Annotated in this window: 21 protein-coding genes, 2 tRNA genes and 2 pseudogenes; 8 read left to right on the forward strand and 17 right to left on the reverse strand. The window is 60.1% G+C overall.

Features of this window, described 5'->3' with window-relative positions:
- Nucleotides 1-18: 18 nt before the first annotated feature.
- The 9 genes from BW992_RS11815 to BW992_RS11855 all read right to left on the reverse strand — a co-directional run bounded on the left by BW992_RS11815 (nt 19) and on the right by BW992_RS11855 (nt 9,453).
- Nucleotides 19-2,913, reverse strand: a complete 2,895-nt coding sequence (locus BW992_RS11815) for a DUF927 domain-containing protein (protein WP_076406272.1) — start codon at nt 2,911-2,913, stop codon at nt 19-21.
- Nucleotides 2,910-3,179, reverse strand: coding sequence for a DUF3077 domain-containing protein (locus BW992_RS11820; protein ID WP_076406274.1), 270 nt, complete (start codon nt 3,177-3,179; stop codon nt 2,910-2,912). Before BW992_RS11820 ends, BW992_RS11815 begins: the two co-directional genes overlap by 4 nt.
- On the reverse strand, nt 3,176-3,466 hold the full coding sequence (locus BW992_RS11825; protein ID WP_010457912.1) for a hypothetical protein: 291 nt from the start codon (nt 3,464-3,466) through the stop codon (nt 3,176-3,178). Before BW992_RS11825 ends, BW992_RS11820 begins: the two co-directional genes overlap by 4 nt.
- A 534-nt stretch (nt 3,467-4,000) precedes the next feature.
- Nucleotides 4,001-4,306, reverse strand: coding sequence for a hypothetical protein (locus BW992_RS11830; RefSeq protein ID WP_076406276.1), 306 nt, complete (start codon nt 4,304-4,306; stop codon nt 4,001-4,003).
- The gene (locus tag BW992_RS11835; protein WP_003205554.1) at nt 4,303-4,584 is read right to left on the reverse strand and encodes a helix-turn-helix transcriptional regulator; all 282 of its coding nucleotides are present in this window, start codon (nt 4,582-4,584) and stop codon (nt 4,303-4,305) included. Before BW992_RS11835 ends, BW992_RS11830 begins: the two co-directional genes overlap by 4 nt.
- A 101-nt stretch (nt 4,585-4,685) precedes the next feature.
- Nucleotides 4,686-5,525 (reverse strand): hypothetical protein, encoded by an 840-nt coding sequence (locus BW992_RS26770; protein WP_083714555.1) that lies wholly within the window; start codon nt 5,523-5,525, stop codon nt 4,686-4,688.
- Between the two features lie 282 nt (nt 5,526-5,807).
- Nucleotides 5,808-7,049 (reverse strand): tyrosine-type recombinase/integrase, encoded by a 1,242-nt coding sequence (locus tag BW992_RS11845; RefSeq protein ID WP_076406278.1) that lies wholly within the window; start codon nt 7,047-7,049, stop codon nt 5,808-5,810.
- A 166-nt stretch (nt 7,050-7,215) separates the two neighbouring features.
- Nucleotides 7,216-7,292 (reverse strand) — tRNA-Met (locus BW992_RS11850).
- Nucleotides 7,293-7,395: 103 nt separating this feature from the next.
- A complete protein-coding gene (locus BW992_RS11855) occupies nt 7,396-9,453 on the reverse strand; it encodes a methyl-accepting chemotaxis protein (protein ID WP_072396778.1) in 2,058 nt (685 codons plus the stop codon).
- 333 nt (nt 9,454-9,786) lie between these two features.
- Here BW992_RS11855 and BW992_RS11860 point away from each other — a divergent pair, with 333 nt between their 5' ends.
- The 6 genes and pseudogenes from BW992_RS11860 to BW992_RS11880 all read left to right on the forward strand — a co-directional run bounded on the left by BW992_RS11860 (nt 9,787) and on the right by BW992_RS11880 (nt 16,742).
- Nucleotides 9,787-11,004, forward strand: coding sequence for an MFS transporter (locus BW992_RS11860; RefSeq protein WP_072396781.1), 1,218 nt, complete (start codon nt 9,787-9,789; stop codon nt 11,002-11,004).
- A gap of 830 nt (nt 11,005-11,834) precedes the next feature.
- Nucleotides 11,835-12,809 (forward strand): annotated as a pseudogene (locus BW992_RS27485) (PDC sensor domain-containing protein); the annotation flags it as partial.
- Between the two features lie 429 nt (nt 12,810-13,238).
- Nucleotides 13,239-13,757, forward strand: a pseudogene (locus tag BW992_RS27490) (methyl-accepting chemotaxis protein); the annotation flags it as partial.
- Nucleotides 13,758-14,070: 313 nt separating this feature from the next.
- Nucleotides 14,071-15,624 carry a TerC family protein gene (locus BW992_RS11870; protein WP_072431549.1) on the forward strand — a complete coding sequence of 518 codons (1,554 nt, stop codon included), beginning with the start codon at nt 14,071-14,073 and terminating at the stop codon, nt 15,622-15,624.
- 82 nt (nt 15,625-15,706) lie between these two features.
- On the forward strand, nt 15,707-16,150 hold the full coding sequence (locus BW992_RS11875) for a DUF3592 domain-containing protein (protein ID WP_123397795.1): 444 nt from the start codon (nt 15,707-15,709) through the stop codon (nt 16,148-16,150).
- Nucleotides 16,151-16,154: 4 nt separating this feature from the next.
- Nucleotides 16,155-16,742, forward strand: a complete 588-nt coding sequence (locus tag BW992_RS11880; protein WP_072396789.1) for a hypothetical protein — start codon at nt 16,155-16,157, stop codon at nt 16,740-16,742.
- Between the two features lie 95 nt (nt 16,743-16,837).
- On the opposite strand, the gene ychF is transcribed toward BW992_RS11880, so the two are convergent.
- The 8 genes from ychF to BW992_RS11920 form a co-directional block, all read right to left on the reverse strand.
- Nucleotides 16,838-17,938: a redox-regulated ATPase YchF gene (gene ychF, locus BW992_RS11885; protein ID WP_072396791.1), complete on the reverse strand. Its 1,101-nt coding sequence runs from the start codon at nt 17,936-17,938 to the stop codon at nt 16,838-16,840.
- Between the two features lie 22 nt (nt 17,939-17,960).
- Nucleotides 17,961-18,545, reverse strand: a complete 585-nt coding sequence (gene pth, locus BW992_RS11890) for an aminoacyl-tRNA hydrolase (RefSeq protein WP_072396792.1) — start codon at nt 18,543-18,545, stop codon at nt 17,961-17,963.
- A gap of 166 nt (nt 18,546-18,711) precedes the next feature.
- Nucleotides 18,712-19,314: a 50S ribosomal protein L25/general stress protein Ctc gene (locus tag BW992_RS11895; RefSeq protein ID WP_072396804.1), complete on the reverse strand. Its 603-nt coding sequence runs from the start codon at nt 19,312-19,314 to the stop codon at nt 18,712-18,714.
- Between the two features lie 138 nt (nt 19,315-19,452).
- Entirely contained in the window at nt 19,453-20,394 is a 942-nt protein-coding gene (locus tag BW992_RS11900) for a ribose-phosphate pyrophosphokinase (protein ID WP_003171603.1), read from the reverse strand.
- Nucleotides 20,395-20,441: 47 nt separating this feature from the next.
- Nucleotides 20,442-20,516, reverse strand: a tRNA-Gln gene (locus BW992_RS11905).
- A gap of 37 nt (nt 20,517-20,553) precedes the next feature.
- Complete coding sequence (gene ispE, locus BW992_RS11910; RefSeq protein ID WP_072431552.1) at nt 20,554-21,405, reverse strand: 4-(cytidine 5'-diphospho)-2-C-methyl-D-erythritol kinase; 852 nt, start codon at nt 21,403-21,405, stop codon at nt 20,554-20,556.
- A 1-nt stretch (nt 21,406) separates the two neighbouring features.
- Nucleotides 21,407-22,024, reverse strand: coding sequence for a lipoprotein insertase outer membrane protein LolB (gene lolB, locus BW992_RS11915; RefSeq protein ID WP_072396816.1), 618 nt, complete (start codon nt 22,022-22,024; stop codon nt 21,407-21,409).
- 4 nt (nt 22,025-22,028) lie between these two features.
- A complete protein-coding gene (locus BW992_RS11920; RefSeq protein WP_072396818.1) occupies nt 22,029-23,753 on the reverse strand; it encodes a tetratricopeptide repeat protein in 1,725 nt (574 codons plus the stop codon).
- Between the two features lie 166 nt (nt 23,754-23,919).
- On the opposite strand from BW992_RS11920, the gene hemA reads away from it, so the two are divergent.
- Both hemA and prfA read left to right on the forward strand, forming a co-directional pair.
- Entirely contained in the window at nt 23,920-25,209 is a 1,290-nt protein-coding gene (gene hemA / locus BW992_RS11925; RefSeq protein ID WP_072396820.1) for a glutamyl-tRNA reductase, read from the forward strand.
- Nucleotides 25,206-26,288 carry a peptide chain release factor 1 gene (prfA, locus tag BW992_RS11930; RefSeq protein WP_072396822.1) on the forward strand — a complete coding sequence of 361 codons (1,083 nt, stop codon included), beginning with the start codon at nt 25,206-25,208 and terminating at the stop codon, nt 26,286-26,288. Before hemA ends, prfA begins: the two co-directional genes overlap by 4 nt.
- The last annotated feature ends 12 nt before the right edge of the window (nt 26,289-26,300 follow it).

Consider the following 26,300-nt stretch of genomic DNA (forward strand, 5'->3'; position numbering starts at 1 on the left):
CGATCAGTAGGGAGGCCGTCATGCGGCCCGAGCCTCGCTCTCATCCGTTCCCGGTATCGTCTTCACGATGTAGCAGCGTTGCGGGCCCAGGCCGGGCAACCGGACCAAGCTCGATGCCTTGCCGTCGCTTCCAGGTTCCAGCACACCCCGGTGCAGCAGCTCCTTGTTCACGGCGTTGATGTTCATGCCCCGAAATATCTCGGAGCGCCATGCTTCGGGCAGCACGTAGTAGGTGTGGGTGGTGTGCATGGTGTCGCCCATGCCGTGCTCCAGCGTTTTGCGAAAGCCCAGCCGGTCAATAGTGCGGGGCCCGTGCTCATCGACCTTCGCGGCGGCGGTTTCCCAGCGGGTGAAACGGCTTTCACCAAAGCGCTCGATGATCTGGCGCAGACGGGCCAAAATCGCATCACCTTCTAGGTTTCCGGCGCCGCCACGCTCATTCAGCCACGCGCTAAGGCACACTCGTGCCGCTGTGGTCGCGGTGCCGTCGGGCCAGCCAGTGATACCTAGAGCGGTCGCCAGCTCTCCGGCTGCGGCGGCCAGCCCAAAGCGTGCGGCGGCTCGGTGTGCCTGCCCACTGGCAGACGCGGGAAGGGCTTTGGCGACGAAGCCTTCTAGAGTCCGGCGGAGGATGGTTGACCATCCGTGCATCTTGCCGGGCTCGCAAAGGGCCGCCAGGAACGCGGTCAGTGGCGTGCCGTAGTATTTGGCTACCCGAGCCTTTAGCGCGTCTGAGAGGGCCGCTGCATCGTCGAAACCACTCAATACATCGAACATGCCCAGGCCTTTGCTGGCGTCCGCTGGCACGGCGAGCATGCGCACTTCCATACCGGCTTTCAGTTCCTTATTGGCTTCGGCCATGTGCTGCGCCAATGTCTTCTCGCCCGTCGAGAGAAACAGCAAGCGCCACTCCTGTACCTGCCGGCCCGCTTGTCCTCGATCATTGGCGCGAGCCTTACCGGTGCCATTGCCCAGCATGTACACCGTTTCGCCGATGATGCGCGGGTCGCACATGCCGATTTCATCTAGCACCAGGAGTCCGTCGGAATGTGCGGCGGCGATGGATTCCAGGGCGTTGTCTGTTGAGCGCCAGGAACGCACTACACGTGGCCCGCCATAAATCGAGGCGGCGACTTGCAGGTGCGTGGTCTTGCCGCCGGAGCTGTCGCCGTAGAGGTGAAACCCGCCCGACTCGTGACCGAGCATGTTCAGCAATGGTCCCGCAAAGGCCACACTGACGACGAACGCCAGACGATGGTTGCCAACGCACAGTGCGCCGATTTGCTCTTGCCACTGTTCCAGCGTGCCGGACTCGCTGATCGGTGGAAGTTGTGCACCGGCTTCATAGAAGTGCAGATGTTCGTCATGCGAGCCGATCTGCCGTTCGGGCAACAGGAAAGCATTCCCGTGCCAGCCCAGCCGAGTGACCAGGCGAGCCCGTTGCGCACTGTCAAAGCCCTGCAAATAGCTTTGCAGGTCGTTGCGTGCGTTACGTCCTGAGCGACTACCTGCCAGGCGTAGACCCATGTCCACCAGTGGTCCGAGTACGTCCTTACCAAAGTCGCCGGTCATGGTGCGGGCCGGAATGTTCCAGCGTTTTTTCTGGCCGTCCGGGTCGTCGAACTCGACCAGCAAGCCCCAGTTGTGGCCCTTGTCGTCACGGGTGCGTGCGAGGATCTCCAGAGGCGAACACACTGGCCGCGCTTCGCCGTCGTCGCCGGAATAAAACACGCCCTCCGTCGTCAGGCGAAAACCGCCGGGCAGCAGGTCATTTTTTGATTTGGCTGGCCGCTTGGTTTCGGGCTGCACCTTTAGTTCGATTCCTCCGGCCGGAGCGGGGGCGGGTGCCGAGCCAATCAGCTCGCCCGTGCGCTCCAGCTCGACGAGGTGAGCCGAGGTCCAGCCCTTGGCGAGTGCGTCGGCTGCATCATCGCCATCGTCCCATTGACCACCTTTGGCAAAGGTCGGTTTGCCATTTTTCAGCGTGGGCTTGCGTTTGAAGACGTCCAGGGCGATTGCTTGCACTGAGGCGGCGCCGATTTCACGCAGCTTTTCCGCGACGGCCTCCATGCAGCTCTGACCGCTGGAGTCATTGTCCGGCCACAACAAGACCGACCGCCCTTTGAGCGGCGTCAGGTCGGCCTTGTGCCAGGAGTTGGAACCGTTCGGCCAGCAGGTCGCCACATAGCTTGGCATCAGCTCGGCAGCGGCATCGGCGGCTTTCTCGCCTTCGCACAGTACGACCGGCGCATCGAGCCGTTGCGACAGTTCGTCCAGGCGTAGAAGAGGGCGCGGATCGGGCAGACCTTGCCACCGCCACTGCGTGGTTAGGCCGTCGGCGCGTTGGCACCAGGTCAACGGTGCAAAGACTTTCCTTGGCTTGCGGTCTTCGTCCGGTCCCAGGTCGAAGCGATAAAGCGCCATGAGGGGCTGGCCTTGCGCATCGCGATAGATCCACACCTTGGAGGGCGCGCCGTGCTGTCGATGCTTGGCCGGGCACTTATTCATGGCCTCGACCGGGATCGGCTGGATGGCGATCCATTCCGGTGCTTTGCTTTTGTTCGGTACAGGCTTCGATTGCGCGGCGTTTGCCGATACGTGCAGCAGGTCCGCCAGCTTGTTGCAGGCTTCGATGTCTGTACCGCCATCGATGTAGCGCACCAGATCGATCAGGTCACCGCCTTTGTCACCGGTGGCAAAGTCCGCCCAGGTGCCTTTGCTCAAGTTGACCTTGAGCGACCCGGCTCGTTTGTCCGTGCGTATTGGATTGGGAGCGGTGTATTCCTTGCCGCCATCGACCCGTTTGCCGTTGGGCAGCCAGTAAGACAGCACGCGATCAATGTCCTTGAGTGCGGCGGTTTTGACGTCGGCAAAGCTGGGGCGTTTTGTTGGTTTGCTCATGCGCGGGGTCATGTATCAGCCCCCGGCATAAACATGGCATCGTTCACGTCATCGATCAGGGCTTTTGCCATTTCGCCGAGGTAGAACGCGCACCAGCTGTAGCGCTCGCCCTTATCGCTCATAGCGGCATCGAGGGAGAGCTGATTAGCGTAATGCTGGAGGAGCGAAACCGTTTCGAGCGCGTCCTCAATAGGAATACCCGCATTCACCCGAAACACGCCCTGGCCGGAGGTTTTATTGAAAAACGACGCTCGGCCCAGTGTGGTGTGAGCGCTCATACGGCACCGCCTTTCTGATCCATCGGAACAGACGTGGTGTCACCGTGCAAGGTCAGGGTTTTGATCAGTCCCAGGGTGCCCCGGACATCCCAAATAACAGCGGCCAGGACATGATTAGCTAGGCGTGGTCTGTCGCTTTCGCTTTCGAAATGGTCCTCAAGCAACATCAGCACGGACTCTGCGCGGTTGATAGCACAGGTGATTGCATCAACCGGGACACCCTTCTCGATGTCTTTGCTGACGCAGAGCAGGTCTTCGGGCAAGGCGAAGCTGAGTGAGGAGTTCATTGGGCACCGCCTGCGGCTTCGAGAGCGCGAGCTTTGACCATATGGGCGTTGTAACGGGCAAGACGGGTAGCGAGGCTGGAATTGGCGTGTAGAGCGGCGAGAGCCATTGCACGGTGTGCAGCGGCGCGAATTTTGGACGGATTGAGGGCGTGTTGCATTTGTGAAGGCTCCTTGTACTGAGGAACCGCCACCGTCTGCCGCCAAGCAGATTAGGGTGACGGATTGCGCAGGATTGGCGGACCGGCGTACAAGGAGACCGGCGCACCCGAGGGTGCTCCTACGCAACCCGCCATAACACGGGAATGCAGACACAAAAAAAGCGCCTGCAATCGTAATGGGGGCGCTGTTGCGCCTTGTACTGTTTGGGCCGCCAAGCCCATTCGCTGAATTTGCAGCGACGACCAGAGAGTACCGCTCGTTTTTCGAAAGTGCAACTACGCGGGTGGCTTGCGGATTTTTCAGGTGTGGCATAAATTGTTCGGGCATGTAGATTTACCTCAACGCCTCCGGATCGCCCCCGGAGGCGTTTTCGTTTCAGGCATGAAAGTCGAAGCGCAGGGAAAGCAGGGGCAGGAAGCCGCCTTGGAGCATCGAGCGGGCATCTTCATAGGCTTCCGCTTGCTGGCCTTCGTCGACGATCACCGCCCCGGTCTTTTCGCAGTGAAGGGAGAGCGCGCACCAGGTGCCGTCGGCCCAGCTGAGTACGCTGACTACGCGCCCCTGTTTATCCTGCTGGCTGCGGTAGCGCTCCAGGCGTTGCATGAGGCGAGACGAAAAGCCGATCTGGCGAAGAATGGAAAATGGGTGCATCAGGGCTTTGTTTGCGATTTTGCGGCTCATGCGGCCACCTGATCACGAGCCTCGATGCGGCTGCGTGCCCATGCTTGAACTTCAGACAGAACCCAGGCGACCGGCGCACCGCGAGCATTGCTGTTGCTCAGTTTGACAGGCTGAGGAAAGCCACAGTCAGGACGCTGCATCAGCTTGTAGATGGTGGAGCGTTTCATCCCCACGATGCCTTCGACTTCGCGCATGCGGATCAACGTCGAGGTGGCATCAAACAGCGAGGGGGAATTTGCAGGAGCCTTGCGGGAAAGGCCGGTGATTGAGGTATTCATAGGTATTGCTCTCGATTGGTTTGGACTGACGAGAGCAATGATCTAGGCGGTGAAGTGCGGTGAGCAGTTCACTTCCAATTGAAATCCGATTGAAATTTCAGTTACAGAATAAAGTTGCGTTTGAGGATGGCCTCTACGCTTTTGCGCGTGAGTGCCTTCTGAGTTTCGAGGGGGATCCACTCGGGACGCTGTTTTAGCGGTCTAGCAACTTCACGTTCCAGCCAAGCATGCACGGCGGTTGGGATGTTTCGCTCAGGCATGCCTTTGGCCAGGTAGTGCATGCCTTGCTTAACAATTGCAGCATCTCGGGCACTGGTGTCCTTGCTACGCTCCATGCCGCTTATGATGCCCCCTTTTTTGGGAATCGCATTCTTGATCGCTCGATCAGCGACGGGCGTCAGTTCATCATCAATCAAGCAGGGCAGGGATATGATGGGCTCCAGGTGAAGGACGTACTGATCGAGCGCCTCAATGCGCTCATCCGGATTGGCCTGCATCTCTACAAACTGACAGTAGAGTTCCCACGGCCAGTCGGTCGGAGGCTCTGAAAGATGAGACCAAGCCTTCTGATCTGTTGTCCGCATCCAGTCGTTTAGCGCCCCCAGCGCTTTCACAGCACAAGCCATGATGTAGGCTGCGTGGGCATCGCGATCCGAAGCCGTTCCACACTCGCTGTATTGACGAACCCAATGGGCGAGACGTGCTCTGGTGTCAGTGGAGGCATACTGAGAAATTGCCTCTTCATGCATTGTCGTCTTGATGCACAGGCTGCTGGGATCGAAGTCGTTGCAGTCGTCGCGAACGCGAAGACAGCATTGTTCGATCAAATAGCACACGTCATGAATCTGTTCATGGCAGAGCTCGTATAGCGGCTGTGCCGAGAGAAAGCTCATTAGTCCCGAGGTAAACGCGGAATCTACTAGGGATTGATGATCAGCCATGGTTGAGCGTCTCAGGCGTTGTGTCGCGCTTTATCCCACGCCCTGTGTATCGCAAGTGAAGCCAGCGGGATTCGCTCGATGCCCAGACGCGTCTAACGTCAGCCAACAGTGAGTTAGGGGGGATAGACGCGTTACACATTGAGGCAGTGTCACACGCGGTGTACGGATATTTGCGTGGGCGTGTAACAGGCGTGAAAGCCAATGAAAACGGGCGTCTGGCGAGGTTAGTTACACGAGTAACACCCGTAACATGGATTTTGAGGGGGGGATGGTAGTGGGTACTCATACAGCCTTACCGAACTGACCTTGAATAACATTTCCGGTTTCAAGTGCATCAAGATGATCGGCATACCACTGCATCATCTTTGTGCGCTGTTCAAGGTACTGGGCTTTGTTGTAAATCCCTCGGACACCTTGTGCCTTGTGACTGAGTTGGGCCTCGATATGGTCAGCGGGGTAACCATGCTCGTTGAGGATGGTGCTGGCGATGTGGCGGAAGCCATGACCGGTCTGGCGGCCTTCGTAACCAAGGCGCCTTAATGCCATGAGAAATACGGTGTCGCTTCGGGGTTTGGTGCGGTCGCTTCTACCTGGAAACAGGAGAGGGTATGCCCCGGTAAGTTGCCGAAGCTCCAATAGGGCATCTACGGCCTGAGTGCATAGCGGCACCAGATGTTCGCGGCCTTTTTTACGCCCCTTACGTTCGACAGGGACTGTCCAGAGTTTCTTATCGAAATCGAACTCCACCCAATGGGCTTCGCGAAGCTCGCTGGGACGGACCGCCATCAGGGTCAACAGCCTTAGGCCAAGCTGAACATCTTTAGCATGCGGATAGGAGCGTATCGCTCGGAGTAGCTGAGGAAGTTCGTCAGGAGAGACATGAGCGTAGTTTTCTGCCTTTCCCGATGACAGGAACTTATGCACGCCCTCCAAGGGATTGTTGACGGCTCTGCCAGTCACGCGAGCCAGGTCATAGATATCTTTGCAGTAAGCCCTCACGCGACTCATCTGTTCCAATATCCCCTGGCGCTCAAGTCCTCTCAATAGCTCCATCCACTCCATAGACATGATCGAGGTATAGGGACGTTTACCGAGCGAGGGGAACACGTGGCGTTCGAGTGCGCCGAGTATCCTTTTGGCAGTCCCAGCATCCCAGCCGCTGAGGCGAGACGTATGCCATTCCCTGGCTAGTGATTCGAAGGTGTCATTGGCTGCGTCAATGTCAGCTGCCTGACGAGCCTTCTTAGAGATGATAGGGTTCTTGCCCTCTGAGGCGTCAGCTCGCAGCTCTGCCGCTTTCTGTCGAGCGAAGGCGCCGCTTACTTCTGGATAGCCGCCGAGACCTAGCCAAGACCATTTGCCGTCCGGTTTCTTGTAGCGTAATTCCCAAGATTTTTGGCCGTTTGGTTTGACTCTGAAATACAGCCCAGGACTGTCTAGTTCGCGGTATGCCCCGGCCTCAGGCTCCAAGCTGGAAAGTGTTGTATCAGCGAGAGGACGTCGCTTGATATCGGCGCGCTTCATCCGTGTATGCCTCCAGTTCAATTAGTTCTGAAGCATACACGTGGGCATACACGGTGGGGAAGGATAGGGGTAGATAGAGGTGGGCAGCCAGAAACAAGAAAGCCCGCACGAGGCGGGCTTCTTGAGGTGATTCATAGACTGCTGTAGACATCTATGGATCGGTACTTGGTGGCTACACAGGGACTTGAACCCCGGACCCCAGCATTATGAATGCTATGCTCTAACCAACTGAGCTATGTAGCCAAGTGGCGCGCATTATTCGCCGGTAACGAGGAAGTGTCAAGCGTAAATCTGAAATATTTCTCTGCGCTTTCAACTGCTTATCCATCCTCGCCACAAATGCCTGTCAGCCGAGTTGAAATCTTCCGGTGTTGGCGCTCAGAGCCTGGCTTCCCTGGCTCAGGGTATCGGCTGCCAGGTTCACTGCCCGTGCACCTTCGAGCAAGCGCATGGCCGCCTGGTCGACCTGCTGGATATTGCCGCTGACCTCATCGGCTGTACTGGCCTGTTCGTCCACGGCGGTGGCGATCTGCGCCAAGGTATCGGTGACGCTTTGCACGGCGCTGGCAATTTCTCCCAATCGTTCGCCCAGGCTGGTGACGGCTTGCGCATCGGTCTGTGCCTGCTCGCAGGCGGCTTCCATCAGGCTGACGGCTTCGTTGACCGTGGCGCGCAGGCTGTCGACGGTGCCCGCGATCTGCTGTGTGGAGGATTGGGTGCGTTGCGACAGGCTACGGACTTCATCGGCCACCACTGCAAAACCACGGCCTTGCTCACCGGCGCGAGCGGCTTCGATGGCGGCGTTGAGGGCCAGCAGGTTGGTCTGCTCGGCCACGCCGCGGATGGTGTCCACTACCATCTGGATCTGTTGCCCTTGCTCGCTTACCCGGCCCAGTGCGGCGGCGGTGTCGTTGAGTCGCTGGTTGAGTTGCTGGATGCTCGCCGTGGTGCGTTGGCTGTCGCGGCTGCTGTCGGCGGCGATGCGTCGGGTCTGTTGGGCGCTGCCGGCTGCCTGTTCGCAGCTTTTGGCCACGCCTTGGGACGTCGCGGCCAGTTGCGTCGCGGCAGCCGCGATCTGGCTGATCTGCAACTGCTGGGCCTCGACTTCGCCCAGGGCCCCGCTGGAGTGGGTGTTGAGGGTGCGCACGGCGTCGCTCACTTGCAACGTCTCATGATCGACCCCCAGCAGGCTGCTGCGTAGCTGCACCACGGCAACGTTCAAGGCTGTGCTGATGGCCGCCAGTTCGTCGCGTCCCTGCACCGGCACTTGCAGGCTGAGGTTACCGTCACGCAGGGCTTCGGCCAGTACGGTGATGCCGCTGGCGCTACGGCGGATAGACGACTGCAGGCAAATGAACAGATAGAGCGCTGCCAGCAGCAGGCAACCCAGTACCGTCGCCACCAGGACGAACTGGCGGATCGCCGAGCCGTGGTAGTGGTCCAGCCGCGTATCCAGCGCCACCAGGGATTGCTGGCGCAGGAGCGCCAGGTCGACGAGGAGGGCATCCAGGTGCTTCTCGAAATCTTCCGGCTTGAGATTGATAGAACCGCCGAACACGCCGTCATCCAGGACTTTGAGGCCCGCATCCAGATGTTTGAGGCTGCCCTGGTATTGACCGGCCCAGCCTTGCAGTTCGCTGGGCAGGCGTGCCTCCAGCAGCCCGCCGGTCTTGAGCAGTTGATCCCGGGCGTCACCGATCCGGCTGCGCAGGTCGCGCAATTGCAGGCGGCTCTGCAGGGTGAATTGGCCTGACACCACCGAAGCCTGGCCCACGCTGGCCAGGCGCCCGACCCGCTCGATCAGGTCTGGGGTCTGCTGGGTGGAGATCTGGGTCAACAGATAGGTCTCGAGCCAGGAGGCGAGGGTCAGGCGGTTGTCCATCACGATCTGCTCGCGCAAGGCTTGCAAGGCGCTGAGCGACGCGGTGAAGCGATCATAGCCGTCCGGCCACCAGCCTACGGAGCCCAGGCTTTTCGAATCCAGGCCTTTGAGGCTGTCTTGCAAGGTCTGGTAACGGCTGAGGGTGTCGCCTTCGGCTCCTTCCGTCTGCAGGGTCGTGCCCAGTTCATTGGCGGCCTGGTTGAGGGCCGGTTGCACGGCGTCGAAAGCCGCCATCGCCGCGAGCGTGGCTGGCGTGGGTTGTCGGTTGGTCTCCGTGGCGCGCCACCGGGCCGCACGGTTGCGCTGGGCGGTCAGCAGGTTGTCCAGGTTATCCAGGGCCAATAGCTGGCGTACCCCGGCGCGTTCGCCGGAAATCAGGTTGAGTTTGTCGCGATAATCCTGGCCGATGATCCACAGGCTGCCCATGATCGGCAGAATGAAAAGCAGGAACAGCAGCTGGAATTTACGGGCGAAACCGAAACGCCCCAGCAGCCTGATGCCCGGTGATAGAAAAGCCTGCATGCCCATACTCCCCTGAACACCCTTGCACTGTTTTTGTGCGTTTCTACACAAGTGCGCAAACGGGTGCCCTTTTAAAAGGCCTCGAAAGTTTGCCCAGGTCCGCTCTGTAGGCAGGCTCTGTAGCGAAACTTCCCATTCTCGGTCCCCTTTGTAAGAGGCCGCGTCGTAGGCGATAAGCAAGGCAAGATTCAGACCATGGCTTTGAGCTATCACCTTGCTCGAGGACAATTTTTCACAGTAGATAGCTAGCTAATGGGATAGCCTTGTTGCACCGAAAAATGGCACATTGATGAACCTGCCCGTGTGCACCCATCCGATGTATGGAAACCTCCCATGGCTATCAGCAATCCCCAGGCCGGCATTGCCCCCATTCCGACCGCCACCGACAGCAGCCCCCTGGTCATGCGCATCATTGGCGCCGTGGCACTGGCGCATCTGATCAATGACCTGATCCAGGCCGTCCTGCCCTCGATCTATCCGATGCTCAAGGACAGCTACGGCCTGAGCTTTACGCAGGTGGGCCTGATCACCTTGACCTTCCAGCTCACCGCTTCGCTGCTTCAGCCCTGGGTCGGCTATCACACCGACCGGCACCCCAAGCCCTGGCTGCTGCCGGCCGGTACGGTGTGCACCCTGATCGGCATCGTGATGATGGCCATGGTGGGCAGCTTCGCCATGATCCTGCTGGCCGCCGCGCTGATCGGCATCGGTTCGTCGACTTTTCACCCGGAAGCCTCACGGGTTGCCCGACTGGCCTCGGGCGGGCGTTACGGCCTGGCGCAGTCGACGTTCCAGGTCGGCGGTAACGCCGGTTCCGCGTTCGGTCCCTTGCTGGCGGCGGCGATCATCGTTCCATACGGGCAGGGAAATGTGGCCTGGTTCGGTCTGTTCGCGCTGTTCGCCCTGTTTGTGCTGTACCGCATCAGCCGCTGGTACGCCAATCACCTGAACCTGTTCAAGCTCAGGCAGGGCCAGGCGGCCACCCATGGTTTGTCCAGGGGACGGGTACTCAGTGCGCTGGTGGTGTTGGGGCTGTTGGTGTTCTCCAAGTATTTCTACATGGCCAGTTTCACCAGCTATTTCACTTTCTACCTGATCGAGAAGTTCGACCTGTCGGTGGCCTCCTCGCAGTTGTACCTGTTCCTGTTCCTCGGCGCAGTGGCGGCGGGCACGTTCTTCGGCGGTCCTATCGGCGACCGGATCGGGCGCAAGGCGGTCATCTGGTTCTCGATCCTGGGCGTGGCGCCGTTCACCTTGATCCTGCCCCATGTCGACCTGCTGTGGACCAGCATTCTCAGCGTGGTCATCGGTTTCATCCTGGCGTCGGCGTTCTCGGCCATTGTGGTGTACGCCCAGGAACTGGTGCCGGGTAATGTCGGAATGATCGCCGGAGTGTTCTTCGGGCTCATGTTCGGCTTCGGCGGGATCGGTGCCGCGTTGCTGGGGCATCTGGCGGACATCCATGGCATCGAGCATGTGTACTGGCTGTGTTCGTTCCTGCCTCTGCTGGGTGTGTTGGCGATCTTTCTGCCAAGGACCAAGAAAGCCTGAGGCGGGCGGTACCGATGTGGCAGGGGACCCCCAGGTCCCTTGCCACGGGCTGTGTTCAACGCTGTTCGACGAGGGTGAAAAAGAGCGGCCGGCCCCGTCGGCGTAGTTGCCCATCCTTTGGAATAACCGTGGCGAACGTCCAATCAGTAGCCGACGAGTCAGTGCCGTTACTACCAAAGTACTGATTTGTATAAGTCCTAAGTTGATGTTGTAGAAATATTGCCCGTGCTAATTTGCTGCCGTGGTTGTTGGTTTGAATGGATTCTGCGGCTTTATTCAAGGTGACCCTGGGTTACAGCAGAAGTGGGCTTCTACATTCTTTCCGCCTATCACCCTCGTGTCGTCGAAAATAACGCCTCCGGTCTTTGATTCGAACGCCTCTACCGCCGCCCGGTGAATAGAGCGATGAACCTTGCCTCCACCTGCCACGTTTCATGCTGATGAGTCAGCTGTATCGCCGTGCCCCTGAAGGCGTTCGCCTGAGAAACGGCGTAAGCAGCAACGATCGTTTGTTATCCGCCACGTCGTGCACACGTTGGAATGCCGTCGTCGTTGACGTCGGCAATAAATAGAATCAGGCAGGGGTTGATATGAAGTTCAAGTCATTGCAGGCACGCATTTGTGTCACGGCGGGCGTATGCCTGTTTGTCTCATCGATCAGCCTGGTTGTGTACGGGCTCTTCAGTGCTCGGGCCAATGAGCAATATGTCGCGATCGAAGTCAGCGCGCTGATTGAAAAGTCGACCATCCGGGAAATCCAGAACCTGGCCGAGTCCCGTGCCAATGCCATCCAGGCCAGGCTGCAGAATGCGCTGGATGCGGCCCGTACGATGGCCAATACCTTTGCCGCCAGCAAGGTGGCGCAAAGCCCCCTGGCCCTGGGACGGGAACAGATCAACAGCGTCCTGCTCGGCGTGCTCAAGGATAACCCGGACTTCAACGGCACCTATTCCTGCTGGGAGCCCAATGCGCTGGACGGGCAGGATGCTGCGTTCCGCAATGCCGAGGACGGCAACAATCCGCTGACCGGCCGCTTCACCCCGTATTGGACACGCAGTGCCGACGGCCATATCGCGGTGCAGCCCCTGGTCGAATACGACTCTGCGGACCGTCACCCCAACGGTGTGCCCAAGGGCGGCTGGTACAGCGGGCCGCGCGATACCCTGAAGGAGAGTGTGCTGGACCCCATTCCCTATGTGGTCCAGGGCAAGAACGTCTGGCTGACGACTCTGTCGGTCCCCATCGTGGCCAACGGCAAGTTCTATGGGGTGGTCGGAGCGGACTTCGATATCGCCTTTATCCAGAAGCTCAGCGAGCAGATGTCCGCTGAACTCTACGACGGTAAAGGTACCGTCACTATCTTGAGTAACCAGGGACTGGTAGTGGCCGACAGTCGGCGTACCGATCTGATTGGCCAGCCCATCAAGGCCCTGTTGCCTGGGTCGTGGGAAAAAGTGCTTCGCGACATCCAGGGCGGGCAGGGCGATGGCTTGCTCAACCCGCAGACGCAGGACATCGAAGTGCTGATGCCCATCAGCCTGGGTCGCACGGGCAAGCCATGGGCGGTGCTGATTCGCCTGCCCAAGGCCGTGGTCATGAGCCAGGCCATCGCCCTCGAACAAGAGCTGCAGGCGCGCAGCATCAACAACAGCATCTGGCAGGTGTCGGCGGGGATGCTCATCTCGCTGCTGGCCTTGGCTGCCTTGTGGTTTGCCGCCGCGAAAATCGTCGGGCCGATTCGCGAGGCCGCAGCCTTGGCCGCCAATATCAGCCTGGGGGATTTTTCCCGGCGCCTGGTGCAGAAATCCGAGGATGAAGTGGGCCAGCTGTCGGCCGCGCTCAATGACATGTCCGAAAGCCTGCAGCGGCAGGTCCGGGTGGCCGAGCGCATTTCCGAGGGCGATCTGGACCTGGAGGTGCGCTTGTCCTCGCCCAACGACACCCTTGGCAAGTCCCTGGAGAAAATGGTCAGTAACCTCAACCAGCTGATCTGCGAAGTCCAGGCCAGCGCCACCCAGATTACCGGCAGCTCGGCCCAGGTCACCGACCTGAGCCAGTCGTTATCCGAAGGGGCGTCCAACTCCGCATCGTCCATCACTGAAATCAGTGCCGTGATGACGCAGATGGCCGCGCAGACCAGGGACAACGCCGACAACGCCAGGAAAGCCGATGAGCAGTCACAGGCTTCGAGGGCCGATGCGGGTGAGAGTGACAAGCTGATGAGCGAGCTGATTGCCGCCATGACCGAGATCGACAACTCGGGCAAGGACATCACGGCGATCATCACCACCATCGATAACATTGCCGCGCAAACCAACCTGCTGGCCCTCAACGCAGCCATCGAAGCGGCCCGGGCGGGTGAGCTGGGACGCGGTTTCGCCGTGGTGGCCGATGAAGTGCGCAGCCTGGCTGCCCGCAGCGCCGAGGCCGCGCAGCAGACGGCGGCGTTGATCGCCGACTCCTCGAGCAAGACCCAGCGGGGCATGATCATCGCGGGCCGGACTGCTGAGTCCTTGAAGAACATCGTCAATGGCACCAGCGCGGTTTCCAATCTGGTCTCGCTGATCTACCAGGCGTCCAGCGAGCAAGCGTCGGGCTTGCAGCAGGCCAGTATCGGGCTGGAGCAGATCGATGAGGTGACGCAGAAAAACCAGTCGAACTCGCAAGAATGCGCAGTGGCTGCCAAGGACCTTTCGGAGCGGGCCTCGTTGATGCAGCGGGTGCTGGGACGCTTCAAAGTCAAGAGAGGCTGAGCGCTACAGATCTGCGCCGGATGAAAAAATCCCCAGCAATGCCGGGGATTCTCCGGGGCCGAGCCGTGGGGCGGCGGGGGCATCGCTGTCTCCATGGGCTGGGTGTTGTCAGATCCGGTAATAATTCATCAGGCATGAGGCGTTCGGAAACGTTGTAGGATTTTTTTCCCCTATTTCTTTTCAGGTCTCTATGAACGCCCCGCTGGAACCTCCCTGTCGTCTGTTTCAATGCACGCCCCCCAAGGGTTCGCTTCACGTCGATAGGCATGCGCCTGCACCATTGCCCTCGATGCTGCGAAAGGAGCTGTAATCCATGGAATGGATCGTCGACCCCACGGCATGGCTTGGCCTGCTGACCCTGATCGTGCTGGAGCTGGTGCTCGGCATCGATAACCTCGTATTCATTGCCATCCTGGCGGACAAGCTGCCACCCGCGCAGCGCGATCGTGCGCGGATCATCGGTCTGTCCCTGGCGCTGTTGATGCGCCTTGGCCTGTTGGCCAGCATTTCCTGGATGGTGACCCTGACCGCGCCGTTGTTCGAAGTCTTCGGCAAGACGTTTTCGGGACGGGACCTGATCATGCTGTTCGGGGGTGTGTTCCTGTTGTTCAAGGCCACCATGGAGTTGCATGAACGCCTCGAAGGCCATGTGGTGCAACGCTCGGGTCAGGGTGCCTATGCGATGTTCTGGCCGATCGTCGCGCAGATCGTGGTACTCGATGCGGTCTTTTCGCTGGACGCCGTGATCACGGCGGTGGGCATGGTAGAGCACTTGTCGGTCATGATGATCGCGGTGATTTTCTCCATCGGCCTGATGATCATCGCGAGCAAGCCCCTGACGCGCTTCGTCAACGGCCATCCCACCGTCATCATGCTTTGTCTTGGCTTCCTGATGATGATCGGCTTCAGCCTCACCGCGGAAGGTCTGGGTTTCCATATTCCGAAAGGCTACCTGTATGCCGCGATTGGCTTCTCGATCCTGATCGAGCTGTTCAACCAGGTGGCTCGCCTGCGTCGCAGGAAGAGCCTGCACGGACAGCGCCCCATGCGCGAGCGTACCGCCCATGCCGTCCTGCGGTTATTGGGGGGACGCAAGCCGGATGCCGACGAAGTGGGTGAGGAGATCGCCGACATGCTGGCGGGCAATGACACCGACCAGGTGTTCGACCGACGCGAACGCGTCATGATCAGCGGGGTGTTGCAATTGGCAGAGCGCCCCATCCGTACGGTGATGACTCCCCGTGCCGAGGTTGATCACATCGATGTGGCCGACTCGCCCGAGAACATTCGTACACGGCTGATGCATTCGTCGTACTCCCGGTTGCCCTTGATCCGGGAAGGGCGGGTGGATGAGCCATTGGGTTTTGTCCACAAGAAAGAGCTGTTCAAGGAACTGCTGGCCGGCAACCAGCCGAATCTGCAAACCATGGCCCGCAAGGCGATCAACCTGCTGGATACCTTCACGATTCTCAACGCGTTGGAGCAGATGCGCAAAGAGTCGACCCACATCGCGTTTGTGGTGAACGAATTCGGTGACTTCGTGGGGCTACTCACCATGACCGATATCCTTGAGTCCATCGCCGGTGAGTTGCCCGATGCCAGTGAAATCGAAGGGCCGAATATCGTGGCCCGGGAAGACGGCTTTCTGGTCAGTGGCGCGTTGAATCTCAGCCAGGTTGGCGAGCACACGGGCTTGCAGGCGAAAGCCACGGACGACTACCAGACCTTGGCCGGGATGGTCATGAGCTTGCTGGACCGTCTGCCTGTCATCGGCGACCGGCTCAATTGGCAGGAATGGAGCATGACGGTGGTGGAGGTCCAGGAACGTCGAGTGACGAGGGTGCTGCTGCGGAAAGAGGAGGCATAAAAGGAGCGAGGCTTCAGGTGCGGCAGGGGCAGGCTTCTTGCTATCCTGCCCCTCTCTTTCATGGACGAGTACTGAGATAACCATGGCTAACGACACCCCGTCGCGGATCGGCAACCTGTTGCTGGGCCTGCTTTTTGCCCTGATTGGTATCGGCTTGCTGAGCGTTGCCGTCAATCTCACACTGGAGCGACGCGAGTTCCTCGCCCATGCACAGAGCGCCGATGGCGTTGTCAGTCGCTTGAATGCCGGTGGCTCGCACCCCGAGATCGCCTTCACCACCGCCAATGGTGAAAAAATTTCCTACCCCCAAGGCGGCTTCATCTTCGGCTATCGACAGGATCAGCCGGTACGGGTGCATTACCTGCCCGAGCAGCCGACAGGCAGCTCCATCGTCGATGACCCGTTCGCACTGTGGGGAACCCCCGGTGTATTGGGGCTGATCGGTCTGGTATTCACCCTTGTCGGTCTGGTGAAAGTCACTCGACACCGTGGCCGCGGTGCGGCTCATTCACCTAAAGGACTTTGAACGTATGAGCTACAACATTCCACTCCCGGTCAACGAAAGTCGCTGGCAGTACCAGACCGCCAGTGGCGGCGGCCTGACCGTGGTCATGGTGGCGGGCAGTGGCGGCTCGATCATCCTGCGTTCGCCCCAGGGCGAGGACGTCAGCTACCGCTACGGCGGCGTTGGAGTCGGCGTCGGCTTTGGCGCGAGGCTGCCACGTTTCGGCAAGATCAATATCCAGATCAAGGGCAAGAGCGTGGCTGGCGTGGGTGCGGCGGAGGCCTTCCCCAGCACGGGCAAGGTGTTTGTCAGCGATGCCTTGGTCGACCGCGATCTGACCAGTGACGACATCACCGGACCCTGCATGTACACCGAAGTGGGCGTGGGGCTGGTGGCGGGCGGTTCGGCCACAGCGTTGCTGTTCGGGCTTGACCCCAAGTTGCTGGCATTGTCGGTGGCCCTGAGCTCCAACCCGGCGACTTCGCTCATTGCGTCCACCACGGTCAACCGGCAACTGGCGCGGTCTGCCAAAGGGGCGCTGGTCATGGCTGGCTTGAACGCCGGCGTGCAGGCCGGTGGCGGTGCCGCGATCTACATGGGCTATCTGTTCTAGGGGTTTTCCAGCGCCGGATGATCAAACGATCCTGGAAGTAGCCCACACACGAAAAAGCCGCGAATCAACGCGGCTTTTTCGATGCCAGATGAGGCTTAGACGTTGAAGCGGAAGTGCATCACGTCGCCATCCTTGACGATGTAATCCTTGCCTTCCAGACGCCATTTACCCGCTTCCTTGGCCCCGGCTTCGCCCTTGTACTGGATGAAGTCGGCGTAGGCGATGACTTCGGCGCGGATGAAGCCTTTTTCGAAGTCGGTGTGGATCACCCCGGCCGCTTGCGGGGCAGTGGCGCCGACGCGGACGGTCCAGGCGCGGACTTCCTCCACTCCGGCGGTGAAGTAGGTCTGCAGGTTCAGCATTTCATAACCGGCACGGATCACGCGGTTCAGGCCAGGTTCTTCAAGGCCCAGGGCCTCCAGGAACATGTCCTTCTCCTCGCCGTCGTCCAGCTCGGCGATTTCCGCTTCGATCTTGTTGCAGACCGGAACCACCATGGCGCCTTCTTCTTCGGCGATGGCCTTGACCACGTCCAGGTGCGGGTTGTTCTCGAAGCCGTCTTCAGCCACGTTGGCAATGTACATGACCGGCTTGGTGGTCAGCAGATGGAAGCCCTTGATCACAAGCTTCTCTTCGGCGCTCATGTTCTTCATCAGGCTGCGTGCGGGCTTGCCTTCGGTGAAGTGAGCGATCAATTGCTCCAGCAGGCCTTTCTGGGCAACTGCGTCCTTGTCGCCGCCCTTGGCATTGCGGGCGACTTTCTGCAGTTGTTTTTCGCAGCTGTCGAGGTCTGCGAAGATCAGTTCCAGGTCGATGATCTCGATGTCGCGTTTCGGGTCGACGCTGTTGGAAACGTGGATCACGTTCTCGTCTTCGAAGCAGCGCACCACGTGGGCGATGGCGTCGGTTTCGCGGATGTTGGCGAGGAATTTGTTACCCAGGCCTTCACCCTTCGAGGCGCCGGCCACGAGACCCGCGATATCGACGAACTCCATGGTGGTCGGCAGGATACGCTTGGGATTGACGATAGCCGCCAGTGCATCCAGGCGCGCATCCGGCATCGGTACGATACCGCTGTTCGGCTCGATGGTGCAGAAGGGGAAGTTCTCGGCCGCGATACCGGATTTGGTCAGGGCGTTGAACAGGGTGGACTTGCCGACGTTAGGCAGGCCGACGATGCCGCAATTGAATCCCATGGTGTTTCCCCGAGAGTTAGAGTCAGGCCTTCTGGCTGTGCAGGTTTTTCATCGCGCGGTTCCATTCACCGGCGAGGATATCCGGCAGCACGCCGAGGGCAAAGTCGATGCTGGCATCGAGTTTTTCCTGTTCGGCGCGAGGTGCGCGACCCAGGACAAAATTTGAAACCATACTGGCGACGCCCGGGTGGCCTATGCCGAGCCGCAGGCGGTGAAAGGTATTCTGATTACCCAGCTGCGCGATGATGTCGCGCAACCCGTTGTGACCGCCATGGCCGCCGCCCTGCTTGAGCTTGGCGACGCCCGGAGGCAGATCGAGTTCGTCGTGGGCCACCAGGATTTCTTCAGGCTTGATGCGGAAGAAACCGGCCAATGCCGCCACGGCCTGGCCGCTACGGTTCATGTAGGTGGTGGGAATCAACAGACGAACGTCCTGACCCTGATGCGAAAAACGCCCGGTCAGGCCGAAATACTTGCGATCGGCCGTCAGGCTGACGCCTTGTGCGTGCGCGATGCGCTCAACAAAAAGGGCCCCTGCGTTATGCCGGGTCTGTTCGTATTCGGTGCCTGGATTTCCCAGGCCAACGATCAGTTTGATGGCAGTCACGATAGGGGCCCTTCCTGGAGTGTGGATAACAAGGTCGCGGTCAGGTGCTTTGGCGACAGTGGACGAAAATTGCGGATCTACCCTTGAGTAAACTTCGCGTTCCCGCCCGCTGCCTCGCTACGTTCCAGTCCGCGATGTTTCCGGTCACTCCGGCGACAGAGTGAAATTACTCTGCAGCGCCTTCTTCGGTAGCTTCTGGAGCAACACGTGGAGCGTGGACGTTGGCAACAGCCTTGTCATCGCCGTGTGCCAGGGCCACGAATTCAACGCCTTTAGGCGCCTTCAGGTCGGACAGGTGAATGATCGTGCCGATTTCGGCGTCAGCCAGGTCGACTTCGATGAATTCAGGCAGGTCCTTCGGCAGGCAGGAAACTTCCAGTTCGGAAGTCACGTGCGAGATCTCGCCGCCTTTCTTGACTGGCGCCGCTTCGTTGATGAAGTGCACTGGAACGGTGGCGGTCAGCTTCTGGCCAGCGACGACGCGAACGAAGTCAGCGTGCATGATGAACTGCTTGGCCGGGTGACGCTGCATTGCCTTGACGATCACGTCTTGCTTCTTTCCGTCGACGTTCAGCTCGATCACGTGGCTGAAAGCAGCCTCGTCTTCGAACAGCTTGGCGACTTCCTTGGCCAGCATGGTGATGGACTCAGGAGCCTTGTCACCGCCGTATACAACGGCAGGAACCTGGTTGGCGAGACGACGCAGGCGGCGGCTCGCACCTTTCCCCAGGTCGGTACGCGCTTGGGCGTTCAGGATGAAATCAGTCATTTTGTATCTCCAAAATAGCCATTGCGGCTGACGCCTGCGACCGACGTCAAAGCAGCATGGGCAAAAAAGCCCCGCCCCAACATGAGTGTTGGGGCGGGGCGCTTTTCGTCAGCGGGATGTCATCGAAGGGCAGGGCCCTTAACGGAACATCGCGCTGATCGATTCTTCATTGCTGATGCGGCGAACCGCTTCGGCAACAACCGGTGCGATATCCAGTTGACGGATACGTGCACAGGCTTGTGCGGCGGCGGACAGCGGGATGGTGTTGGTCACCACCAGCTCGTCCAGCACGGAATTTTCAATGTTCTCGATTGCCCGACCCGACAGCACCGGGTGGGTGCAGTAGGCGAAGACCTTGGCCGCGCCATGCTCTTTCAGAGCCTTGGCCGCATGGCACAGGGTGCCGGCGGTATCGACCATGTCATCGACCAGGATGCAGGTGCGTCCTTCGACGTCGCCGATGATATGCATCACTTCGGAGTGATTGGCTTTCTCACGACGCTTGTCGATGATGCCCAGATCCACGCCCAGGGATTTGGCAACGGCACGTGCACGCACGACGCCGCCAATGTCCGGGGACACGATCATCAGGTTCTCGAAACGCTGGTCTTCGATGTCATCCACCAGAACCGGGGAGCCGTAGATGTTATCCACGGGAATATCGAAGAAGCCTTGGATCTGGTCAGCGTGCAGATCAACCGTGAGGACACGGTCGATGCCGACTACGGTCAGCATGTCAGCTACGACTTTCGCGCTGATCGCCACGCGCGCGGAACGCGGACGGCGATCCTGGCGAGCATAACCAAAGTAAGGGATAACAGCAGTGATACGAGTCGCCGAGGAACGACGGAAGGCATCAGCCATCACGACGAGTTCCATCAGGTTATCGTTGGTCGGAGCGCAAGTCGGCTGAATAATGAAGACGTCTTTACCGCGAACGTTTTCATTGATCTCGGCAGTGATTTCACCGTCGGAGAACTTGCCGACAGAGATGTCACCGAGAGGGATATGCAGCTGACGTACTACACGCCGAGCCAGATCGGGGTTAGCGTTCCCCGTAAAGACCATCATCTTGGACACGCGCAGTACCTGAAGGCTGAGGGTATACCTGGATGAGTATAGGAAAATGGCAGGGGCGGCTGGATTCGAACCAACGCATGGCAGGATCAAAACCTGCTGCCTTACCGCTTGGCGACGCCCCTGTATCTGTTGCTGCGAGTGCCGTGCACTCGATTCCTTTTAGAGCAGGTCCTGCAGCTTGCGATGCAACATCGAAACGTTGCTTCCTTTTGCTACAAACCCTGTAAGGGTCTCTGTAAGAAGGGCCGAGACTTTATCAGCTTCAGCTTTGCTTGGGAAGCCCCCAAACACACAACTTCCAGTTCCGGTGAGTTTTGCTTCGGTAAATTTACCTAACAAATTCAAAGCGTTACGAACATCTGGATAACGCCTCGCTACCACCGGTAAGCAGTCATTTCGACTGTTTCCCTTGGGAACGGGGCGCACTTTAATGGGAGGAGAGTTACGTGTCAACAGTGGATCTGAAAAAATTTCTGCTGTACTTACAGATACTTGCGGCACCAGTACCAGGTACCAGGGTTCCTCGGGCTCTACCGGCGTGAGTTTTTCCCCCACGCCCTCGGCGAAAGCCGCATGGCCACGCACGAAAACCGGGACGTCAGCCCCCAGGGTCAGGCCCAGCGCCGCCAGGCGATCCATGTCCCAATCCAGCTGCCAGAGGTGGTTGAGTCCCAGCAGCGTCGTCGCCGCATTCGAGCTGCCGCCACCGATACCACCGCCCATGGGCAGGATTTTTTCGATCCAGATGTCGACGCCCAGCGGACTTGCGGATTGCTCCCGGAGTCTGTTCGCGGCCTTGACGATCAGGTTGCTGTCGTGGGGAACACCCTCGAATTCGGTATGCAGGCGGATCTCGCCGTCCTCGCGCACGGCGAAGGTGATTTCGTCGCCGTAGTCGAGAAACTGGAAAATCGTCTGCAGCTCGTGATAACCGTCCGGGCGACGGCCGAGGATGTGCAGCATCAGGTTCAGCTTGGCCGGCGAGGGCAGCGTCAGGCGTGCGGCGGTCATGTCATTGCCCCAGCTTGCGCGGCTGCCATTGCTTGATCACCAGCGTGACGTCCAGGTTGCTGCCGTGCAGCTTGATTCGCTCGGGCAGCCAGTAGCCGTTCTGCTGGGCATAGCTGAGGTATTCGATCTGCCAGTCGTCCTGCTCCAGGTTGGACAGGCGGCTGTCGGCGTCGAGGGTCAGGCGGCTCTTGCTGTCCGGTGCGGGCAGTCCGCGAACCCACCAGGTCAGGTGGGAGACCGGCAATTTCCAGCCCAGCTGCTCTTCCAGCAGCGCTTCGGGCGTCGGGGCGTCGTAGCGCCCCTGGTTGGCGACTTCCAGCGAAACCTGGCCGGGACGGCCAGTCAGTCGCGCTGCGCCGCGCCCCAGCGGACCGGACAGGCGGATGTCGTAGTAGTCCTGGCGTTGCAGCCAGAACAGCGTGCCGCTGCCCGAATCCTTCGGGGCGCGAATGCCGATCTTGCCGTCGATCTGCCAGCCGTCGAGGCCGCTCAGTTGTTCCTTGTGCTCACGCCATTGGGCCGGGTTGCCATGGCCCTGGACGGATTCACGGGCGCCAAAGCCCGCGCAACCGGCGAGCAGGGCGATGAAGCTGAAAACGATGAAGTGGCGCAAAAACATGGTCTTAAAGAGTCTCTGATCCGGTCAGGCGTTTGATGGTGCCGCGCAGGATGGGGCTGTCAGGCTGTTCCTTGAGGAACTTGCTCCAGACCTGCCGCGCTTCGCGTTGCTTGCCGTTGGCCCACAGGACTTCGCCCAGGTGAGCCGCGACTTCCTGGTCGGGAAAGCGCTCCAGGGCCTGGCGCAACAGACGTTCGGCTTCGTCGAGGTTGCCCAGGCGATAATTCACCCAGCCCAGGCTGTCGAGGACCGCCGGGTCTTCCGGGTTGATCTGGTGGGCCTTCTCGATCAGTACCTTGGCCTCGTCATAGCGCGTGGTACGGTCCGACAGGGTGTAGCCGAGGGCATTGAGGGCCATGGCATTGTCGGGATCGCGCTGGATGATCAGGCGCAGGTCTTTTTCCATCTGGGCCAGGTCATTGCGTTTTTCCGCCTGCATGGCGCGGGTGTAGAGCAGGTTCAGGTCGTCCGGGTACTGCTTGAGCGCTTGCTGCAGCACGTTCCAGGCCTTGTCGCCCTGATTGTTGGCCGACAGCGTCTCGGCTTCGATCAGGTACAACTGGATCCCGTAGTCGGGCTGGGCGTCGCGCTGGACGGACAGGCGGCTCTGGGCTTCGGCGGTCTTGCCGTTGCTCATCAGGATATCGGCCTGGCGCAACTGTGCCGGCAGATAGTCGTTGCCTGGGCCGACCTGGGCGTATTCGATCAGCGCGGTCTCGGGGTCGTTGCGTTCTTCGGCGATGCGGCCCAGGTTCAGGTGCGCCGAATCGACGTGGCTCTCCCGGGCGATCAGGTCTTCCAGGTAACCCTTGGCCTCTTCCCAGGCCTTGGCTTCCAGGCAAACCAGTGCCAGGGAGTAACGCAGTTCGTCGTCTTCAGGGTATTGCTGGACCAGGCTGGAAAACTCCACCTTGGCGTCGTCCATGCGGTTGTTTTCCACCAGCATGCGCGCGTAGGTCAGACGCAGGCGTTTGTCGTCCGGGTATTTCCTGATGCTTTTTTCCAGCAGCGGCAGGGCCTCGTCACCGCGATTCAAGCCTTGCAGCAGGCGTGCCCGCAGCAGGATCGGCGCCACCTCGCCGGCTTCCGGCGGGTTGTCTTCCAGCAGGGTGAGGGCGCCTTGGGAGTCGCCATCCTGCTGCAGCAGCAGTGCCTTGCCGAAAATCAGCTGGCCGTTGTTCGGGTGGCGTTGCAGCAAACGGTCGAAACTCTTCATCAGGCCGCTGCGGGTTTCCTGGTCGGTATCGGCCGCCGATAGCGCCAGGAAGTCGAAGTGGGTGTCGCCCTTGCCCAGCAGCACCTTCTCCATATACAGCATGGAGTCGTCGTAGCGTCCGGCGCGGGCCAGTTGCACGGCGGCGGCGCGTTGCGCCTCGAGGTCGTCCGGGGCGTTTTTCGCCCAGATCATGGCGGTGTCCAGCGCGGCCTGGTCGGCTCCCAGGTATTCGGCGATGCGAAACGCCCGCTCGGAAATGCCGGGGTCCTGGGTATTGATGGCCTGGGTCACGTAATTGTCCAGGGCAATGTCGAAACGATTGCGCTGGCCGGCCAGTTCGGCGCTCAACAGGCTGAAGATGGTTTCTTCGCTGAACGAGCCGTAGACCTTGGGCTTTTCAGGTGCCTGCGTACTGTCTTCGACCGGCGGCGTGCCGTCCGTCGAAACGGGGTCCATGGACTGGCAGCCACTGAGCAGGGCAAGAGCGAGGAGCAACGCGGAAGATCTATTCATATAGGAAGAGGACGACTAACCTGCGGTCGGATCATCATGACACAAGCCTTCGACCAAAACATAACCGCCCCGTCGATTTACCCGCAGCGATAGAGATCGGGTGGGTTGTTCTGAATCTGGCGAAGTAGGACAATTGCCGGCTTCACGTCACAATCAGCGACCTTGAATGGCCTTCCTTGCACTTGGTATTAACCACAAGACTGCTTCAGTAGACGTCCGCGAGCGCGTGGCCTTTACGCCCGAGCAGCTGGTTGAGGCCCTGCAGCAGCTTTGCCGACTCACCGAGAGCCGCGAGGCTGCGATCCTCTCCACCTGCAATCGCAGCGAGCTTTATATAGAACAGGATCACGTTTCGGTCGATTCAGTGCTGCGCTGGCTGGCCGAATATCACGACCTGAGTCTCGACGAGCTGCGCGCCAGTGCCTATGTGCATGAAGACGATGCGGCCGTTCGTCACATGATGCGCGTCGCCTCGGGGCTCGACTCGCTGGTGTTGGGCGAACCGCAGATTCTCGGGCAGATGAAGTCTGCCTATGCGGTGGCCCGCGAGGCCGGCACCGTCGGTCCGTTGCTGGGGCGGTTGTTCCAGGCCACGTTCAACGCAGCCAAGCAGGTGCGTACCGACACCGCCATCGGCGAGAACCCGGTGTCCGTCGCGTTTGCCGCGGTCAGCCTGGCGAAGCAGATCTTCAGCGACCTGCAGCGCAGCCAGGCGCTGCTGATCGGCGCGGGCGAAACCATCACCCTGGTGGCTCGTCATCTCCACGACCTGGGGGTCAAGCGCATCGTGGTGGCCAACCGGACCCTGGAGCGAGCCAGTACCCTGGCCGAACAGTTCGGCGCCCACGCGGTGCTGCTATCGGATATCCCGTCCGAGCTGGTGCACAGCGACATCGTGATCAGTTCCACCGCCAGCCAGTTGCCGATCCTCGGCAAGGGCGCTGTGGAAAGCGCCCTGAAGCTGCGCAAGCACAAACCGATCTTCATGGTGGACATCGCCGTTCCCCGGGACATCGAGCCGGAAGTCGGCGAACTGGACGACGTTTATCTCTACAGTGTCGATGACCTTCACGAGGTGGTTGCCGAGAACCTCAAGAGTCGTCAAGGCGCGGCCCAGGCGGCGGAAGAGATGATCACCGTCGGGGCCGAGGATTTCATGGTGCGCCTGCGCGAGCTGGCGGCCGTGGACGTGCTCAAGGCCTATCGCCAACAGAGCGAGCGCCTGCGCGACGAAGAACTGCAAAAGGCCCAGCGTCTTTTGGCCAACGGTGGCAATGCCGAGGAAGTGCTGGTGCAACTGGCCCGCGGCTTGACCAACAAACTGCTTCACGCGCCCAGTGTCCAGCTCAAGAAGTTGACCGCCGAGGGCCGTCTCGATGCGCTGGCCATGGCCCAGGAACTCTTTGCCCTCGGTGAGGGTTCACCGAATGGCTTTTCGGATAAAAAATCGCAATGAAAGCGTCACTGCTCAATAAACTGGACGTTCTCCAGGACCGTTTCGAGGAACTGACCGCCTTGCTGGGCGATGGTGAAGTCATTTCCGACCAGAACAAGTTCCGCACCTACTCCAAGGAGTACGCGGAAGTCGAGCCGATTGTCGCGACCTATAAACAGTTGCTCAAAGTGCAGGAAGACCTCGCTGGCGCCCAGGCATTGCTCAAGGACAGCGACCCGGACATGCGTGAGATGGCGGTCGAGGAAGTCCGCGAGGCCAAGGAGCGGCTGGTCGAGCTGGAGAGTGATCTGCAGCGCATGCTGCTGCCCAAGGACCCGAACGACGGGCGCAACGTATTCCTCGAGATCCGGGCCGGTACGGGCGGCGACGAGGCGGCGATCTTTTCCGGCGATCTGTTCCGCATGTATTCGCGTTACGCCGAGCGTCGTGGCTGGCGGGTCGAGATTCTCTCGGAGAACGAAGGTGAACACGGCGGCTACAAGGAAGTCATCGCCCGGGTCGAGGGCGACAACGTCTATGGCAAGCTGAAGTTCGAGTCCGGAGCCCATCGCGTGCAGCGTGTGCCGGCCACCGAATCCCAAGGCCGTATCCATACCTCGGCCTGTACCGTGGCGGTATTGCCCGAGCCGGATGAGCAGGAAGCCATCGAAATCAACCCGGCGGACCTGCGGATCGACACCTATCGTTCCTCCGGCGCCGGCGGTCAGCACGTCAACAAGACCGACTCGGCGATCCGTATTACCCACTTGCCCTCGGGCATCGTGGTCGAATGCCAGGAAGAGCGTTCCCAGCACAAGAACCGGGCACGGGCCATGGCCTGGCTGTCGGCCAAGCTCAACGACCAGCAGGCCAGCGCCGCGGCCAGTGCCATCGCCAGCGAGCGCAAGCTGCTGGTGGGATCGGGGGACCGTTCCGAGCGGATCCGGACCTACAACTTCGCCCAAGGGCGGGTGACCGACCACCGGATCAACCTGACGTTGTATTCCCTCGACGAGATCCTTGCCGGTGGCGTCGAGGCCGTGATCGAGCCGTTGCTGGCCGAATACCAGGCCGACCAACTGGCCGCGATTGGCGAGTAGCAGAGGTAGACC

The organism is Pseudomonas sp. 7SR1 (assembly GCF_900156465.1).
Classification (GTDB): Bacteria; Pseudomonadota; Gammaproteobacteria; order Pseudomonadales; family Pseudomonadaceae; genus Aquipseudomonas.